At 43.1% G+C, this 15,166-nt stretch carries 9 protein-coding genes, 2 tRNA genes and 2 rRNA genes; 3 read left to right on the top strand and 10 right to left on the bottom strand.

What is annotated here, in order from left to right; genetic code table 11:
- Nucleotides 1-89 precede the first annotated feature (89 nt).
- The 8 genes from UE46_RS03005 to yugI all read right to left on the bottom strand — a co-directional run bounded on the left by UE46_RS03005 (nucleotide 90) and on the right by yugI (nucleotide 8,765).
- Nucleotides 90-3,021: ribosomal RNA gene (locus UE46_RS03005) — 23S ribosomal RNA — on the bottom strand.
- A gap of 190 nt (nucleotides 3,022-3,211) precedes the next feature.
- Nucleotides 3,212-3,287 (bottom strand) — tRNA-Ala (locus UE46_RS03000).
- 58 nt (nucleotides 3,288-3,345) lie between these two features.
- A tRNA-Ile gene (locus tag UE46_RS02995) sits at nucleotides 3,346-3,419 on the bottom strand.
- Nucleotides 3,420-3,541: 122 nt separating this feature from the next.
- Nucleotides 3,542-5,093: ribosomal RNA gene (locus tag UE46_RS02990) — 16S ribosomal RNA — on the bottom strand.
- The 16S and 23S rRNA genes sit together here with 2 tRNA genes alongside, the layout of an rRNA operon.
- A gap of 457 nt (nucleotides 5,094-5,550) precedes the next feature.
- A complete protein-coding gene (locus UE46_RS02985; RefSeq protein WP_036063579.1) occupies nucleotides 5,551-6,309 on the bottom strand; it encodes a DeoR/GlpR family DNA-binding transcription regulator in 759 nt (252 codons plus the stop codon).
- An 87-nt stretch (nucleotides 6,310-6,396) separates the two neighbouring features.
- Nucleotides 6,397-7,746 (bottom strand): glucose-6-phosphate isomerase, encoded by a 1,350-nt coding sequence (locus UE46_RS02980; RefSeq protein ID WP_036063582.1) that lies wholly within the window; start codon nucleotides 7,744-7,746, stop codon nucleotides 6,397-6,399.
- Between the two features lie 80 nt (nucleotides 7,747-7,826).
- Nucleotides 7,827-8,240: an NUDIX hydrolase gene (locus UE46_RS02975; protein ID WP_036063584.1), complete on the bottom strand. Its 414-nt coding sequence runs from the start codon at nucleotides 8,238-8,240 to the stop codon at nucleotides 7,827-7,829.
- Between the two features lie 156 nt (nucleotides 8,241-8,396).
- Entirely contained in the window at nucleotides 8,397-8,765 is a 369-nt protein-coding gene (yugI, locus tag UE46_RS02970) for a S1 domain-containing post-transcriptional regulator GSP13 (protein ID WP_036063586.1), read from the bottom strand.
- A 149-nt stretch (nucleotides 8,766-8,914) separates the two neighbouring features.
- Between yugI and UE46_RS02965 the strand changes: the two genes are divergently transcribed.
- The 3 genes from UE46_RS02965 to UE46_RS02955 all read left to right on the top strand — a co-directional run bounded on the left by UE46_RS02965 (nucleotide 8,915) and on the right by UE46_RS02955 (nucleotide 11,928).
- Nucleotides 8,915-10,081 (top strand): MalY/PatB family protein, encoded by a 1,167-nt coding sequence (locus UE46_RS02965; RefSeq protein WP_036063588.1) that lies wholly within the window; start codon nucleotides 8,915-8,917, stop codon nucleotides 10,079-10,081.
- Between the two features lie 69 nt (nucleotides 10,082-10,150).
- Nucleotides 10,151-11,251: an ABC transporter permease gene (locus UE46_RS02960; protein WP_036063590.1), complete on the top strand. Its 1,101-nt coding sequence runs from the start codon at nucleotides 10,151-10,153 to the stop codon at nucleotides 11,249-11,251.
- Nucleotides 11,251-11,928: an ABC transporter ATP-binding protein gene (locus UE46_RS02955; RefSeq protein ID WP_036063592.1), complete on the top strand. Its 678-nt coding sequence runs from the start codon at nucleotides 11,251-11,253 to the stop codon at nucleotides 11,926-11,928. Before UE46_RS02960 ends, UE46_RS02955 begins: the two co-directional genes overlap by 1 nt.
- A gap of 135 nt (nucleotides 11,929-12,063) precedes the next feature.
- Here the strand turns inward: UE46_RS02955 and UE46_RS02950 are convergent, their stop codons facing one another.
- Entirely contained in the window at nucleotides 12,064-13,680 is a 1,617-nt protein-coding gene (locus tag UE46_RS02950) for a hypothetical protein (RefSeq protein WP_036063593.1), read from the bottom strand.
- A gap of 38 nt (nucleotides 13,681-13,718) precedes the next feature.
- Nucleotides 13,719-15,164 carry a hypothetical protein gene (locus tag UE46_RS02945; protein WP_036063595.1) on the bottom strand — a complete coding sequence of 482 codons (1,446 nt, stop codon included), beginning with the start codon at nucleotides 15,162-15,164 and terminating at the stop codon, nucleotides 13,719-13,721.
- Nucleotides 15,165-15,166 lie beyond the last annotated feature (2 nt).

Below are 15,166 nucleotides of genomic sequence, written 5' to 3'. Positions count from 1 at the left end.
TTTTGATAGAAAGAACGCTGTTCTCTCAAAACTAGATAAGAAAGTCGGTCTGTGCGTGACCGTTCGGAGTCCGAGCCTCCATATTACGTTTGGTTAAGTCCTCGATCGATTAGTATTTGTCCGCTCCATATGTCGCCATACTTCCACTCCAAACCTATCTACCTGATCTTCTTTCAGGGATCTTACTTTCCGAAGAAATGGGAAATCTCATCTTGAGGGGGGCTTCACGCTTAGATGCTTTCAGCGTTTATCCCTGCCACACATAGCTACCCAGCGATGCTCCTGGCGGAACAACTGGTACACCAGCGGTGTGTCCATCCCGGTCCTCTCGTACTAAGGACAGCTCCTCTCAAATTTCCTGCGCCCGCGACGGATAGGGACCGAACTGTCTCACGACGTTCTGAACCCAGCTCGCGTGCCGCTTTAATGGGCGAACAGCCCAACCCTTGGGACCGACTACAGCCCCAGGATGCGACGAGCCGACATCGAGGTGCCAAACCTCCCCGTCGATGTGGACTCTTGGGGGAGATAAGCCTGTTATCCCCGGGGTAGCTTTTATCCGTTGAGCGATGGCCCTTCCATGCGGAACCACCGGATCACTAAGCCCGACTTTCGTCCCTGCTCGACTTGTCAGTCTCGCAGTCAAGCTCCCTTGTGCCTTTACACTCTGCGAATGATTTCCATCCATTCTGAGGGAACCTTTGGGCGCCTCCGTTACTCTTTAGGAGGCGACCGCCCCAGTCAAACTGCCCACCTGACACTGTCTCCCCACGCGCTAAGCGTGGTGGGTTAGAATGGTCATACAGCCAGGGTAGTATCCCACCATTGCCTCCTCGTAAGCTAGCGCTCACGTCTCTTCGGCTCCTACCTATCCTGTACAAGCGGTACAAACATTCCATATCAGGTTGCAGTAAAGCTCCACGGGGTCTTTCCGTCCTGTCGCGGGTAACCTGCATCTTCACAGGTACTATAATTTCACCGAGTCTCTCGTTGAGACAGTGCCCAGATCGTTGCGCCTTTCGTGCGGGTCGGAACTTACCCGACAAGGAATTTCGCTACCTTAGGACCGTTATAGTTACGGCCGCCGTTTACTGGGGCTTCAATTCGTACCTTCGCTTGCGCTAAGCACTCCTCTTAACCTTCCAGCACCGGGCAGGCGTCAGCCCCTATACGTCACCTTACGGTTTTGCAGAGACCTGTGTTTTTGCTAAACAGTCGCCTGGGCCTATTCACTGCGGCTCTCTCGGGCTTTCACCCTAATAGAGCACCCCTTCTCCCGAAGTTACGGGGTCATTTTGCCGAGTTCCTTAACGAGAGTTCTCTCGCTCACCTTAGGATTCTCTCCTCATCTACCTGTGTCGGTTTGCGGTACGGGCAGTACTATTCTAACTAGAGGCTTTTCTTGACAGCGTGAAATCAGGAACTTCCGTACTTAATTTCCTTCCCCATCACAGCTCATGCTTCGCGAGAAGCGGATTTGCCTACTTCTCACACTCACTGCTTGGACGCACATTTCCATCCGTGCGATTCCCTATCCTTCTGTGTCACCCCATTGCTCAAACAAACAGCACTGGTACAGGAATATCTACCTGTTGTCCATCGCCTACGCCTATCGGCCTCAGCTTAGGTCCCGACTAACCCTGAGCGGACGAGCCTTCCTCAGGAAACCTTAGATATTCGGTGGACGGGATTCTCACCCGTCTTTCGCTACTCATACCGGCATTCTCACTTCTAAGCGCTCCACCAGTCCTTCCGGTCTGACTTCACCGCCCTTAGAACGCTCTCCTACCACGAACATCCAAAGATGTTCATCCACAGTTTCGGTAATATGTTTAGCCCCGGTACATTTTCGGCGCGGGGTCACTCGACCAGTGAGCTATTACGCACTCTTTCAATGGTGGCTGCTTCTAAGCCAACATCCTGGTTGTCTATGCAACCCCACATCCTTTTCCACTTAACATATATTTTGGGACCTTAACTGGTGGTCTGGGCTGTTTCCCTTTCGACTACGGATCTTATCACTCGCAGTCTGACTCCCGAGTATAAGTACATGGCATTCGGAGTTTATCTGAATTCGGTAACCCGAGAAGGGCCCCTAGTCCAAACAGTGCTCTACCTCCACGACTCTTTACCTCGAGGCTAGCCCTAAAGCTATTTCGGAGAGAACCAGCTATCTCCAGGTTCGATTGGAATTTCTCCGCTACCCACACCTCATCCCCGCACTTTTCAACGTGCGTGGGTTCGGACCTCCAGTGAGTATTACCTCACCTTCATCCTGGACATGGGTAGATCACCTGGTTTCGGGTCTACGACCTGTTACTCATGCGCCCTATTCAGACTCGCTTTCGCTACGGCTCCGCTTTTTCCGCTTAACCTTGCAACAAATCGTAACTCGCCGGTTCATTCTACAAAAGGCACGCTATCACCCATTAACGGGCTCTAACTACTTGTAGGCACACGGTTTCAGGAACTGTTTCACTCCCCTTCCGGGGTGCTTTTCACCTTTCCCTCACGGTACTGGTTCACTATCGGTCACTAGGGAGTATTTAGCCTTGGGAGATGGTCCTCCCGGATTCCGACGGAATTTCACGTGTTCCGCCGTACTCAGGATCCACTCTGGAGGGAAAATGATTTCAATTACAGGGCTGTTACCTTCTTTGGCGGGCCTTTCCAGACCACTTCGTTTACCACTTTCTTTTGTAACTCCGTATAGAGTGTCCTACAACCCCAAGAAGCAAGCTTCTTGGTTTGGGCTCTTTCCGTTTCGCTCGCCGCTACTCAGGAAATCGATTTTTCTTTCTCTTCCTCCAGGTACTTAGATGTTTCAGTTCCCTGGGTCTGCCTTCCTTACGCTATGTATTCACGTAAGGATACTATCCGACTAAAGATAGTGGGTTCCCCCATTCGGAAATCTCTGGATCAACGCTTACGTACAGCTCCCCAAAGCATATCGGTGTTAGTCCCGTCCTTCTTCGGCTCCTAGTGCCAAGGCATCCACCGTGCGCCCTTTCTAACTTAACCATGTGGGTCGTTGTTCTTTCGAACTCGCCACGGGTATGTTCCTAACGTCTACGAGCCAGCGATGGCCGTATCGGTTAGTTGAAAGATTACTTTCAGTTGATTCTCGGTTCTTACTTGGTTGGTACAAGTCAAAGACTTATACCGCACTTTACTAACTTTCTTATCTAGTTTTCAAAGAACAACTTTCCTTTGGTGGAGCCTAGCGGGATCGAACCGCTGACCTCCTGCGTGCAAAGCAGGCGCTCTCCCAGCTGAGCTAAGGCCCCTTCATAATATAAGGGATATATTGCGCTATTAGTGGACTCTTTCTTTTTGAAGAGAAAGTGGGCCTAAATGGACTCGAACCATCGACCTCACGCTTATCAGGCGTGCGCTCTAACCAGCTGAGCTATAGGCCCGTCAATAAAAAGCGCCTCTTTCTTTAGTAAGAAAAAAGTGCTTACCACTAACAATAAGAGATAAATCTCTCAAAACTGAACAAAACAGAAGATAAAACAAAAGCAGGTTTCCTTTTCCTTAGAAAGGAGGTGATCCAGCCGCACCTTCCGATACGGCTACCTTGTTACGACTTCACCCCAATTATCTGTCCCACCTTCGGCGGCTGGCTCCATAAAGGTTACCCTACCGACTTCGGGTGTTACAAACTCTCGTGGTGTGACGGGCGGTGTGTACAAGGCCCGGGAACGTATTCACCGTGGCATGCTGATCCACGATTACTAGTGATTCCGGCTTCATGTAGGCGAGTTGCAGCCTACAATCCGAACTGAGAATAATTTTATGGGATTAGCTCGACCTCGCGGTTTGGCAACCCTTTGTATTATCCATTGTAGCACGTGTGTAGCCCAGGTCATAAGGGGCATGATGATTTGACGTCATCCCCACCTTCCTCCGGCTTGCACCGGCAGTCACTTTAGAGTGCCCAACTAAATGCTGGCAACTAAAATTAAGGGTTGCGCTCGTTGCGGGACTTAACCCAACATCTCACGACACGAGCTGACGACAACCATGCACCACCTGTCACTTTGTCCCCGAAGGGAAAGTTCTGTCTCCAGAATGGTCAAAGGATGTCAAGACCTGGTAAGGTTCTTCGCGTTGCTTCGAATTAAACCACATGCTCCACCACTTGTGCGGGCCCCCGTCAATTCCTTTGAGTTTCAACCTTGCGGTCGTACTCCCCAGGCGGAGTGCTTAATGCGTTAGCTGCAGCACTAAGGGGCGGAAACCCCCTAACACTTAGCACTCATCGTTTACGGCGTGGACTACCAGGGTATCTAATCCTGTTTGCTCCCCACGCTTTCGAGCCTCAGCGTCAATTACAGGCCAGTAAGCCGCCTTCGCCACTGGTGTTCCTCCACATATCTACGCATTTCACCGCTACACGTGGAATTCCACTTACCTCTCCTGCATTCAAGTCTCTCAGTTTCCAATGACCCTCCCCGGTTGAGCCGGGGGCTTTCACATCAGACTTAAGAAACCGCCTGCGCTCGCTTTACGCCCAATAAATCCGGACAACGCTTGCCACCTACGTATTACCGCGGCTGCTGGCACGTAGTTAGCCGTGGCTTTCTGGTTAGATACCGTCAAGGGACAAGCAGTTACTCTTATCCTTGTTCTTCTCTAACAACAGTGCTTTACGATCCGAAAACCTTCTTCACACACGCGGCGTTGCTCCGTCAGACTTTCGTCCATTGCGGAAGATTCCCTACTGCTGCCTCCCGTAGGAGTCTGGGCCGTGTCTCAGTCCCAGTGTGGCCGATCACCCTCTCAGGTCGGCTATGCATCGTTGCCTTGGTAGGCCATTACCCTACCAACTAGCTAATGCACCGCGGGCCCATCTGTAAGCGATAGCCGAAACCATCTTTCAAACAGGCGTCATGCGACGCTTGTTATCATTCGGTATTAGCCCCGGTTTCCCGAAGTTATCCCCAACTTACAGGCAGGTTGCCCACGTGTTACTCACCCGTCCGCCACTAACGTCGGAAAGAGCAAGCTCTTTCTTCGGTTCGTTCGACTTGCATGTATTAGGCACGCCGCCAGCGTTCGTCCTGAGCCAGGATCAAACTCTCTTTAAAATTAAAGATGAATCTGAATACTTATTCAACACCGTGAATAAGATCCTTGCGTCAAATTGACTTCGCTAGCAAATTACTTTACTAGTATTACTTTTGGAAATAGCTTTCTATTTCCGCCCTGCGATTCTTACCTAGAAACATTGCTGTCTCTATTGGTTTTATCTTTGTTTCTGTTCAGTTTTCAAAGGTCAATCTCTCATTCGCTTTCATCTAGCAGCGACCTTCTTATAGTATCATTAGGGCTAATCTTTGTCAACACTTTTCATCTTTTTTTTGAATAAAAGTTTAAATGTTATTTGAGGACTATATTTCAAGCAAAATACTTGATAATCCTTTGCTATTAGCGACTTTCATGATCTCGTATAAGAGGCACGATAACTAGAATACCATGTATATTCAACAAACGCAATAGTATTTCGCAAATTTATTTATAATTATTTATTTTGATGTATATTCACTAGATGGTGCTAATATTCAAACCTCTCTCAGAAAAACGTTCCTTTAATGAAGAATCTAATTCAATACCAGTTATAATACCTGTAATATCGCTGAAATCAGCGTACTTGTATAAAGAGATGCGACCGAACTTAGTGTGGTCTGTTACTAGGAAAACTTCTGTTGCGGAGTGTAGCATTTGAACTTTAGCCGGTACTAAATACTCGTCATAATGCATGAGGCCTTTTTCTAGATCAATGGCTGGGGTGGTTACGAATGCTTTGTGAACATGGAGATTTCTAAGTGTTTCTTCTGTGATCATTCCATTTAGCATGTATGTTTCTGGATATAAAACTCCTCCTGTAACGATGACTTTAATCGCTGAATGTCTGAGGATTGTTGCTACATTGATATCATTTGTAATAACGGTTAGCTTGGTGCGATCTTTTATGGCTCTAGCAATGTGACCGGTAGTTGTTCCTGAATCCAAGATGATTGTGTCACCCTCTTTAATTAAGGAGGAGGCGTAGGAAGCGATACGTTGCTTTTCTTCATACTGGACTTCTTCTCGCTTCTGAAATTCTGGTTCGGAAATGATTTTTTCTTCAATCATGACTCCACCGTGTGTTCTCTTTAATTTCTGTTCTTGTTCTAGTGTGTTTAAATCACGGCGAATTGTAACTTCATGAACGTTGAAATGACGTGCTAATTCGTTGACGCTTGCTATTTTTTTGTTTTTTACATAGTTTAGGATGGCTTGTTTTCGTTCAATGGAAAGCATCTTTCTCTCCTTTCATGATGTGAAGCTAAATAAAAAATCTGCGTGGCACATCCCTAAGTTCTGGAGGCTCCACGCAGATTTGAGGTATTATTTCAAACGTTTTTCTAGTTCTGCTTTCTTTTCTTCGTAGCCTGGTTTGCCTAGAAGAGCGAACATATTTGCTTTGTATGCTTCTACACCTGGTTGATCGAATGGATTTACACCGTTTAGATAGCCACTCACGCCAACTGCAATTTCAAAGAAGTACACAAGGTAGCCGAATGAATAGGCATCAAGTTCTGGAACTTCTACTACAAAGTTCGGCACATCGCCATCTGTGTGGGCAAGCAATGTCCCTTCGAAAGCTTTATCATTCACATAGGCAACAGTTTCGCCAGCAAGGTAGTTCAAGCCGTCTAAATCATTATCTTCTTTGTTAATTGTGATTTCGTGACGGGCTTTTGTTACTTTAACGACTGTTTCAAAAATATTGCGACGTCCTTCTTGGATATATTGACCAAGGGAATGCAGGTCTGTTGAGAAATTCGCGCTAGATGGATAAATACCTTTTTGATCTTTACCTTCACTTTCACCGAATAATTGTTTCCACCACTCGTTAAAATATTGTAGACCTGGTTCGTAATTGATAAGCAGTTCTGTTACTTTGCCTTTACGGTAGAGAACATTGCGAGCTGCTGCGTATTGGTATGCGATATTTTTTTCTAGTTCTGGGCTACTGAAATCAGCACGAGCTGCGTCAGCGCCTTTCATCATTGCTTCAATGTCTACGCCACTTGCTGCGATTGGTAAAAGTCCAACTGCTGTAAGTACGGAAAAACGTCCGCCTACGTCATCTGGAACAACAAATGTTTCGTATCCTTCTGCATTAGATAACTCTTTAAGCGCGCCTTTTGATTTGTCAGTTGTTGCGTATATACGAGATTTAGCTTCTTCTTTGCCGTATTTCTTCTCTAAAAGTTCTTTAAATACGCGGAATGCAATCGCTGGTTCCGTTGTTGTTCCTGATTTAGAAATAACGTTGACTGAGAAATCTTTGCCATCTATTGCATCAATTAAGTCATGTAAGTAACTGGAGCTAATGCTATTTCCTGCGAAGAAAACTTGTGGTGCTTGACGTTTTTCTTTGTCCAAAACGTTATAAAAAGCATGATTCAATGTCTCGATAGCCGCGCGGGCACCAAGGTATGAACCACCAATACCAATAACAATAAGAACTTCCGAATCTGCTTTAATTTTTGCTGCTGCTTTTTGGATGCGGGCGAACTCTTCTTTATCATAGTCGCGAGGAAGGTTAATCCATCCTAAATACTCGTTACCTGCGCCAGTGCCGTTATGTAATGCTTCATGCGCCGCAGTGACAGCTGGTTGTAAATAGTCGATTTCATGTTGCTCGAAAAATTTCAATGCATTTGAATAATCAAATTGAATATGTGTCATCGTTTTCCCTCCAAATTATAGTGCTATTTATAGTATACACTTTATAACAACTGCCCTCATTTAGCAAGAATAGTGATACTCTAACTTTCTTGTGGCAAAATATAGGGAACGCCACTCTCTAAAACAAGTTTATTGAGTGCAACATCTTGATCATGAAGTAAATCGTCTGCTTGTGGAATCGAGGTCCATCTTGCATGGAATACGCTATCATCCTTCTCAAGTGTCAAAAATTCTCCGCTAGCTGTTGCTTTGTAGACAAAAAGACAGACATGCTCCCAAGCTGTTCTGCGTTCTTTCACATAAAGTAGGCTATCAATCGTACAATCCACGCCTGTTTGCTGCTTCACTTTTGAAATAAGAGCTTGTTCCAGTGTTTGATCAGTTTCGACTCTGCCTCCTGGAAATGCCCATTTCAAATCGCGATTTTTCACGAGTAAAATGTCATCTTTTTTTTCATTATAAATAAATCCCTTTACTAACAATACCCTTTTCACGAGCAAACCTCCTTAAGACCTTATATTTAAAATTATCTAAAAATTCAAACCCGCGGAGTAGTCATTAACTATGTTGTCTAAAATGTTTGTTAATTAAAAACAGAAAACCTTATGATTAGGAAACTCCAATCGCTGAAGTCTCCTAGGTTCATGGTTTTATTTGTCCGCTTTGTCTACCCATTCTTGTAACTTATCACGCAGCGTGTTGAAACCTTCGTCTGGACCTGATGACATTTGTTGCTGTTGTTGTGGACGTTTTGACTCTTGTTTTGTTTTTGCTGGTGCTTCTTCTGTAGCTCGGATAGAAAGACTGATTTTATTTGTCTCACTATTGATTTCTAGAATTTTGACTTTGACCTCTTGGCCTACTTCAAGAAAATCATGCACGTCTTTTACAAAACCGTGGTGGATTTCTGAAATGTGTACTAATCCTTGTGTCTTGTCATCCAATGCGACAAACGCGCCGTATCCTTGGATTCCTGCCACCTTACCTGTAATAATGTCGCCAACTTTGAATTCACTCATTAATATACCCTACTTTCTCACTTTCAATAATTACAAATTATATCACTCCGTCCTTAAATACACAATTATAAGTTTTTATTTTACGCCTCATTTCGTTTTGGATTATGATACAATGGGACTGAATTGTGAATTTTAGGGAGGTTTTTATGATGAATCAATTTGATGAAGTGATCCCGCGTATTGGGACTAATAGTGAAAAATGGGATGATGTCAAAAACTTGTTTGGCACGGAAAATATTATCCCAATGTGGGTGGCAGATATGGATTTCAGACCGCCAACTGCTGTCCACGATGCTTTCCAAAAATTGCTGGATCACGGTATTTTCGGTTACTCCATGACATTTGCAGAACTTAAACCCAGTATTACGAACTGGTTGGAACAGCGGCATGATTATAAGGTAGCGGAGTCGTCGATTTTTTTGAACGCGGCAGTTGTTCCTTCTATCTCTATGACGATTCGTTCGTTGACAGAAAAAGGAGATAGCGTGCTTATGCATTCGCCAGTCTATCACCCGTTTTTCTTAGTTACGGCGCAAACAGAACGCGTTGTTAGCTTGTCACCGCTTATTTATGAGGATAATGCTTACACCATTGACTGGGCGGATTTCGAGGAAAAATTAAAAACGGTGAAGCTGTTCATTTTATGTAATCCGCATAACCCTGGTTCTCGTAGCTGGACTCGCGTGGAGCTTGCAAAAATGGCCGAGCTTTGCGCTAAGTACAATGTTCCGATTGTTTCAGATGAGATTCACTCTGATTTGACGATGCCTGGTGTGAAGCACGTTCCTCTTGCTGTTGCGGCGCCAGAATATGAATCGCAAATTGTGACTTTAATGGCTCCGACAAAGACGTTCAACCTCGCTGGAATTAAGGCATCGTTTTTTATCACGACGAATCCTGATTTTCAAGAGAAATTTGAATATGAAGCTAAATACACCTCTCGTCCAGAGCTTAATACGTTTGGCGCGGTTGGGATGGAAGCAGCGTATAGCCATGGGGCCCAGTGGGTGGATGATTTGCGCGACTATATTTTTGAAAATTATCAGTATACCAAAGCGGAACTTGAAAAACACTGTCCTAATGTTGGTATTACGAAGCAAGAGGCGACTTATTTAATGTGGTTGGATTGCCGAGCGCTTGGTATTGCTGAAGTGGACCTTTACCAAAACTTGATTGATGCGGGCATCGGTGTCCAAATGGGTTCTAATTTTGGCGAGGCTGGTTCTGGTTTTGTTCGCTTGAATATTGCTTGTCCAAAAGAGACGTTACAAAAAGGCGTGGCTTGTTTAATAGAAGGTTTGAAGAAATCCTCTTGATCGGATTTTCACGACTTCTTTGTTATACTGGGAAATGGAAGTTAAAAATGATAAGGAGTTGGGAAATATATGTTTTTAGGACTTCGTGAATTGCTTTATTCGAAGTTACGCTACTTTTTAGTGACAGGGATTATGATTTTGATTGTATTGTTATCCTTGTTTTTATCTGGACTCGCAAATGGGTTAGCGTATGACAATGCTTCTTCGGTCGCAAACAATGATGTGCCTTACTATGTTCTGGCAAAAGATGCGCAAGGTAAGGTGGAACGTTCGCTTTTTCCTGAATCGGATTTAGCAGAGATTAAAGATGATAAAAATGTGAAAGATGCCGCTGTTCTTGGTCAGTCGATGCAAACGTTAAAGCGTGCAGAAGATGGCAAGAAATTCAGTATGGCGGTCTTCGCGATTACACCTGGCAGTTTTTTAGAGCCTAAAGTAACATCTGGTTCGCAAATGAGCGTGACTAAACCGGACGGCGTGATTGTAGATTCCTCGTTAAAAGGTGATCTAAAAGTTGGTGACGTCATTGAAGATGACATTTTGAATAAGCAGATGACGGTTATTGGTTTTGCGAAAGACCAGAAATACAGCCATGCTCCTGTTGTTTATATGAATATGGCGGTTTGGCAAGCTATCAATCCAAGCCTTTATCACCAAAAGATTCCGCAAACAAGTACGGTTGCGATTCTTGCTAAAGACGCGGATAAAGATGTGTCGGTTAGCAATAAAGATTTGACTGTTATTTCGCACAAAGACTTCCTTGATCAAATTCCTGGCTATTCAGCGGAACAAATGACGCTTAATATGATGATCTTCTTCTTGATCGTAATCGGTGGCTTCATTTTGACAGCTTTCTTCTATATTATGACATTACAGAAAACAGGGCAGTTCGGTATTTTGAAGGCGCTTGGAACGAAAACGAGTTATCTTGTGATGAGCGTTGTTTCCCAAGTCGTGCTTATCTCGGTTATCAGTATTGGCATTAGTATTGCAGCAACGGCTGGGCTTTCAACGATTATGCCTGATGCGATGCCATTCCGATTGACAGGTATGACGATGACACTTTATAGTCTGCTATTCTTTGCCGTAGCTGTTATCGGTTCGCTTCTATCACTTATCAAAATTGCTAAAGTAGACGCGCTAGACGCGATTCGGGGAGGCGATCAATAATGACAACTCTTTTAAAATTCGAGAATGTAACGAAAAATTACCCCTCTGGTCCAACAACGATTCATGCTTTGCGTGAAACAAATTTCGAGGTGCATGCTGGTGAATTAATCGCGATTGTCGGGCCTTCTGGGTCTGGTAAAAGTACTTTTTTATCGCTGGCTGGCGCACTTTTAACCCCTACTTCTGGAAATATTGCCATCAATGGTAAAATTATTAGCGACCTTTCGAAAAAGGATCAAACGGAGTTACGTCTATCCGAAGTCGGCTTTATTTTCCAAGCAGCTCATCTTGTTCCTTATTTGAAAGCGCAGCAGCAACTGGAGTTTATCGGTAAATTAGCTGGGCAAGAAAAACAAGAAGTAGCTAAGAAAAGTGAGGCCTTGCTAACGCAACTTGGTCTCGGAGATCGCCTGCACTTTTATCCGAAAGATTTGTCTGGTGGGGAGAAACAGCGGGTGGCGATTGCGCGTTCGTTGATTAATGAGCCTGCTGTGATTCTAGCGGATGAACCGACAGCAAGCCTTGATGCTACGCGTGGACGCGAAGTCGTAGAGCTGCTTCGTAGCGAGGTTGAGGGGCAAGAACGTGCGGTTATTATGGTAACGCATGATGAGCGTATGCTTGATTTGTGCCATCATGTTTATCGGATGCTTGACGGTGTTTTGACTAAGGATTAACAAATATAAAAGATAATCGACATCTATTATAATGAAAACATCGACCTACTGCTATTTTTCTATCATAATGTGGATAGAGAAATACGTTGTAAGTCGATGTTTTTTTGTTATTTATTCGAATTATTTAGAGCTGTATTACAATTTCACTGATTCTGCATATCCAGCTGAAAATATCGGTTTGATTTTTGTCACTGCTTGTCTTGTTGCAAGTACATTATTTTCGATATAGATATCTTTACCCATATAGATAGCAGGATTATCTGTTGCCCCTACCACTTCTTCTGTTAGACGAATGCTACACGTCGCTTTCTCTACTTCGAATTGATCACTCAATAAATTACCTTGGATAGAAACACCCAGAATATCACCTCGTACATCAATCATACCTACTTGTCCCTTCGGATTTGCGTAAGCACAGTTAGTTATGGTATTTCCATTGATGCTAACAGTCTGAATTTTGCCTGCGTAGTATTCTTTTCCCGGCGTATCCTTCGATAATCTACCTAAATAGATTCCATTAAATGGTGCATTAGTGATAGTATTATTATTTATTGAAATAGTATTCATGTGGATTGGTAGAGTGAATCCGATACCGTAGGATGTCTTCCCATTCACATTAGCTGGAAAAATCCCATTTTCTACATCGACATCGTCCCCACTTTTACCTATAAAATCAACCTTATTCCCAGCAATCATAACATTTTGAACCCAACGATTTCCTTTGTAGTCGCCAGCAAATTTAATACCGTAGTAACCTTCTGGTTCGTTTGTATAATCCGAAACGTCGATACTAAGAATATTATCGCTAATAATAACGTTCTCAAGTACAATTCTTTCTTTTTCTGCGTACCACGCCTCTGCCGTTAACTCGGGGGTAACATTATCTTTAGGATGATTCACCCAGAATTGAATACCCTTCTTAATCCCTAAAAAGGTGTTTCCGACTACTGTTACATTAGATGGTGTCATGGAGATTAGAGTATCATCCGCGCCTTCTTTACCCACTGTCCGACTAGCGATGTTTACACCAGTTGCATATCCTTCTGAATAATTGCCCGTAATCACACTTTTTCCACCATGTGTTTCAATACACCCACTCGCTAATGTTGTCTCATTGCCTAAAGCATAAAATTTATTGTTACTTACAATCACACCTGAGCAATTGAGATAGATTGCTGAATTATCATCATACACTCCTCCCAGGGTTTCTCGATAAAAACGACAATCTTCTACTGTTACATCTCGACATGACGTATCCACATAGCCAGTTCCGTCCGAACTCTTTCCTCTTGCTCCATTACATGCAATAGCATTAGAGCCTGTTGTTGGCTTGAATTGTATTTCGCTAAAATGAATATGACTGAAATTTTTGAGGGAAACCGCAAATTGAGAGGCACCTGGTGCTGGTGTGATACTATTTCCCTTGGCATTCTGATTAATAGTAAATTTTTCGAAGCATATGTTACTCACCCTTGTTTCAGAAGAAGATAGTTGACCAAATAGTACGCTATAGGCACCTGTATTATCTGCAATCTTGATTACAGATTGTGGGCCATCACCAGTGATTGTCAAATTATCACATAACGGAATAGGTTTAGTCGGTCTAACTTCGTACGTACCTGTTGGAATATAAATTACACCTCCATTTTCATTTTTGATTTGCTTAACGGCCTCTTTAAATGTCTCTGTGTAGTCATCTGTCCCTGGGTTTACTTTACTTTTAAGATCTACAATATTAATATTTAACCCCATGTTCACTCCTCCTATTTTTACTAAACTCTGATCTATAGTTACTTTACTTCTACCGGTTTTTGAATGATTGGATTTTCTTGTTTTGTTGCGAGCAAGTTACTGCGAATAAAGATATCTTTGTTTGAAGCCGATGATACAGTAATACTATTTTCCGCTTTTGCTACTTCAAATTGATCGCTTATTAAATTTCCTTGGATGGAAGCACCTAATGTTTTGCCAAGTACATCAATAAAGCTTATTTTAGCCACTAATCCATGTTCCCCATAAGCGCAGTTAGTGAGAACGTTGCTGTTCAAATTAACAGAAGTAGCTTCCTTATTAAAATAAATACTACTAAATGGTACTTTAGAAATAATATTATCAGTAACCGAAATATTATTAATTGGAGTCTTGAATATAACACCATACGCACTGTATAAAGATGACCCCATTACAGAATACCCTGCTTCAATATCCACAAAGCTACCACTTTTCCCCGTGAAATTAATATTATTTGTTGCAACCTTAATATTTTGAAGCCAACGATTTCCATCCGCAACTCCTGTAAATGAAATTCCATAGTACGCTTCTTTTTTCGATTCAAAATCAGAGACATCAATACTAATTGTGTTAGCGCTTATTACAACTCCATCAAGTAAAACCTTGTCTGCCTCCTTCGTCCAGTCCACTCCTGAGGTTCCGTCTTTAGGATGATTCACCATCAATTGAATCCCTTTCTTCGCCTTTGTGAAAGTATTCCCTGTAACAAGAATATCAGATTTCTCATTCAATCTATTGGATACAGCGGCTCCTGTTGCATAGCCTTCCGAGTAATTCCCTGTAATCACACCTTTTCCACCACGTACTTCGATACAACGACTCGCTTGTATAGTTTCCTTTCCAAAAGCGTAAAACTTATTATTGCTTACATTTGAACCAACCGCATTGATATATATTGCTGAATTCTCCATCGTCTTCTTAGCTTCACGATAAAAACGACAATGTTCCACTGTTACATCTCGACATAGCCTATTGTCGGATCCATCACAGGAAATAGCATTAACACCTGACGCTGATCTAAATTCTAGTTTTCTGAAATGCACATTACTAAAATTTTGAAGAGAAAAAGCGAGGTGATAGTAATTAACACCGTTCGATGCACCTGGTAATGAAGTATTATTACTCTGGTTCTGATCAATTGCAAATTTCTCAAAATATACATTCTCAAGTCTCTCATCAACATTTTCTTGACCAAAGATTGATTGGTAGCGCACTGTTCCTTTAATTTTAATTACAGACTGTGGTCCGTCACCAGTAATTGTCAAGTTACTACATAATGGAAAATCCGTAGTTGGAAGAATCTCATACACACCTGTCGGGACATAAATAACACCTCCATTTGCTTCCTTGACTTCTCTAAGAGCGTCTTCAAATGTTTTATTATAATCTGTATCCTTACTATATTTCTCCATTTTCCTTTGTGAAATATCAATATATTTCCCCATTT

It is taken from the genome of Listeria weihenstephanensis (assembly GCF_003534205.1).
Lineage (GTDB): Bacteria > Bacillota > Bacilli > Lactobacillales > Listeriaceae > Listeria_A > Listeria_A weihenstephanensis.
The sequence above is the reverse complement of the archived record's forward strand: the minus strand, read 5'-3'. Positions and strand labels throughout refer to the sequence as shown.

What these genes read in the sequence shown, in the direction of transcription:
- UE46_RS02985 (WP_036063579.1), bottom strand. Translation starts at nt 6,309, where the DNA reads ATGCTTTCCATTGAACGAAAACAAGCCATCCTAAACTATGTAAAAAAC.
- UE46_RS02980 (WP_036063582.1), bottom strand. Translation starts at nt 7,746, where the DNA reads ATGACACATATTCAATTTGATTATTCAAATGCATTGAAATTTTTCGAG.
- yugI (WP_036063586.1), bottom strand. Translation starts at nt 8,765, where the DNA reads ATGAGTGAATTCAAAGTTGGCGACATTATTACAGGTAAGGTGGCAGGA.
- UE46_RS02965 (WP_036063588.1), top strand. Translation starts at nt 8,915, where the DNA reads ATGAATCAATTTGATGAAGTGATCCCGCGTATTGGGACTAATAGTGAA.
- UE46_RS02960 (WP_036063590.1), top strand. Translation starts at nt 10,151, where the DNA reads ATGTTTTTAGGACTTCGTGAATTGCTTTATTCGAAGTTACGCTACTTT.
- UE46_RS02955 (WP_036063592.1), top strand. Translation starts at nt 11,251, where the DNA reads ATGACAACTCTTTTAAAATTCGAGAATGTAACGAAAAATTACCCCTCT.
- UE46_RS02950 (WP_036063593.1), bottom strand. Translation starts at nt 13,680, where the DNA reads ATGGGGTTAAATATTAATATTGTAGATCTTAAAAGTAAAGTAAACCCA.
- UE46_RS02945 (WP_036063595.1), bottom strand. Translation starts at nt 15,164, where the DNA reads ATGGGGAAATATATTGATATTTCACAAAGGAAAATGGAGAAATATAGT.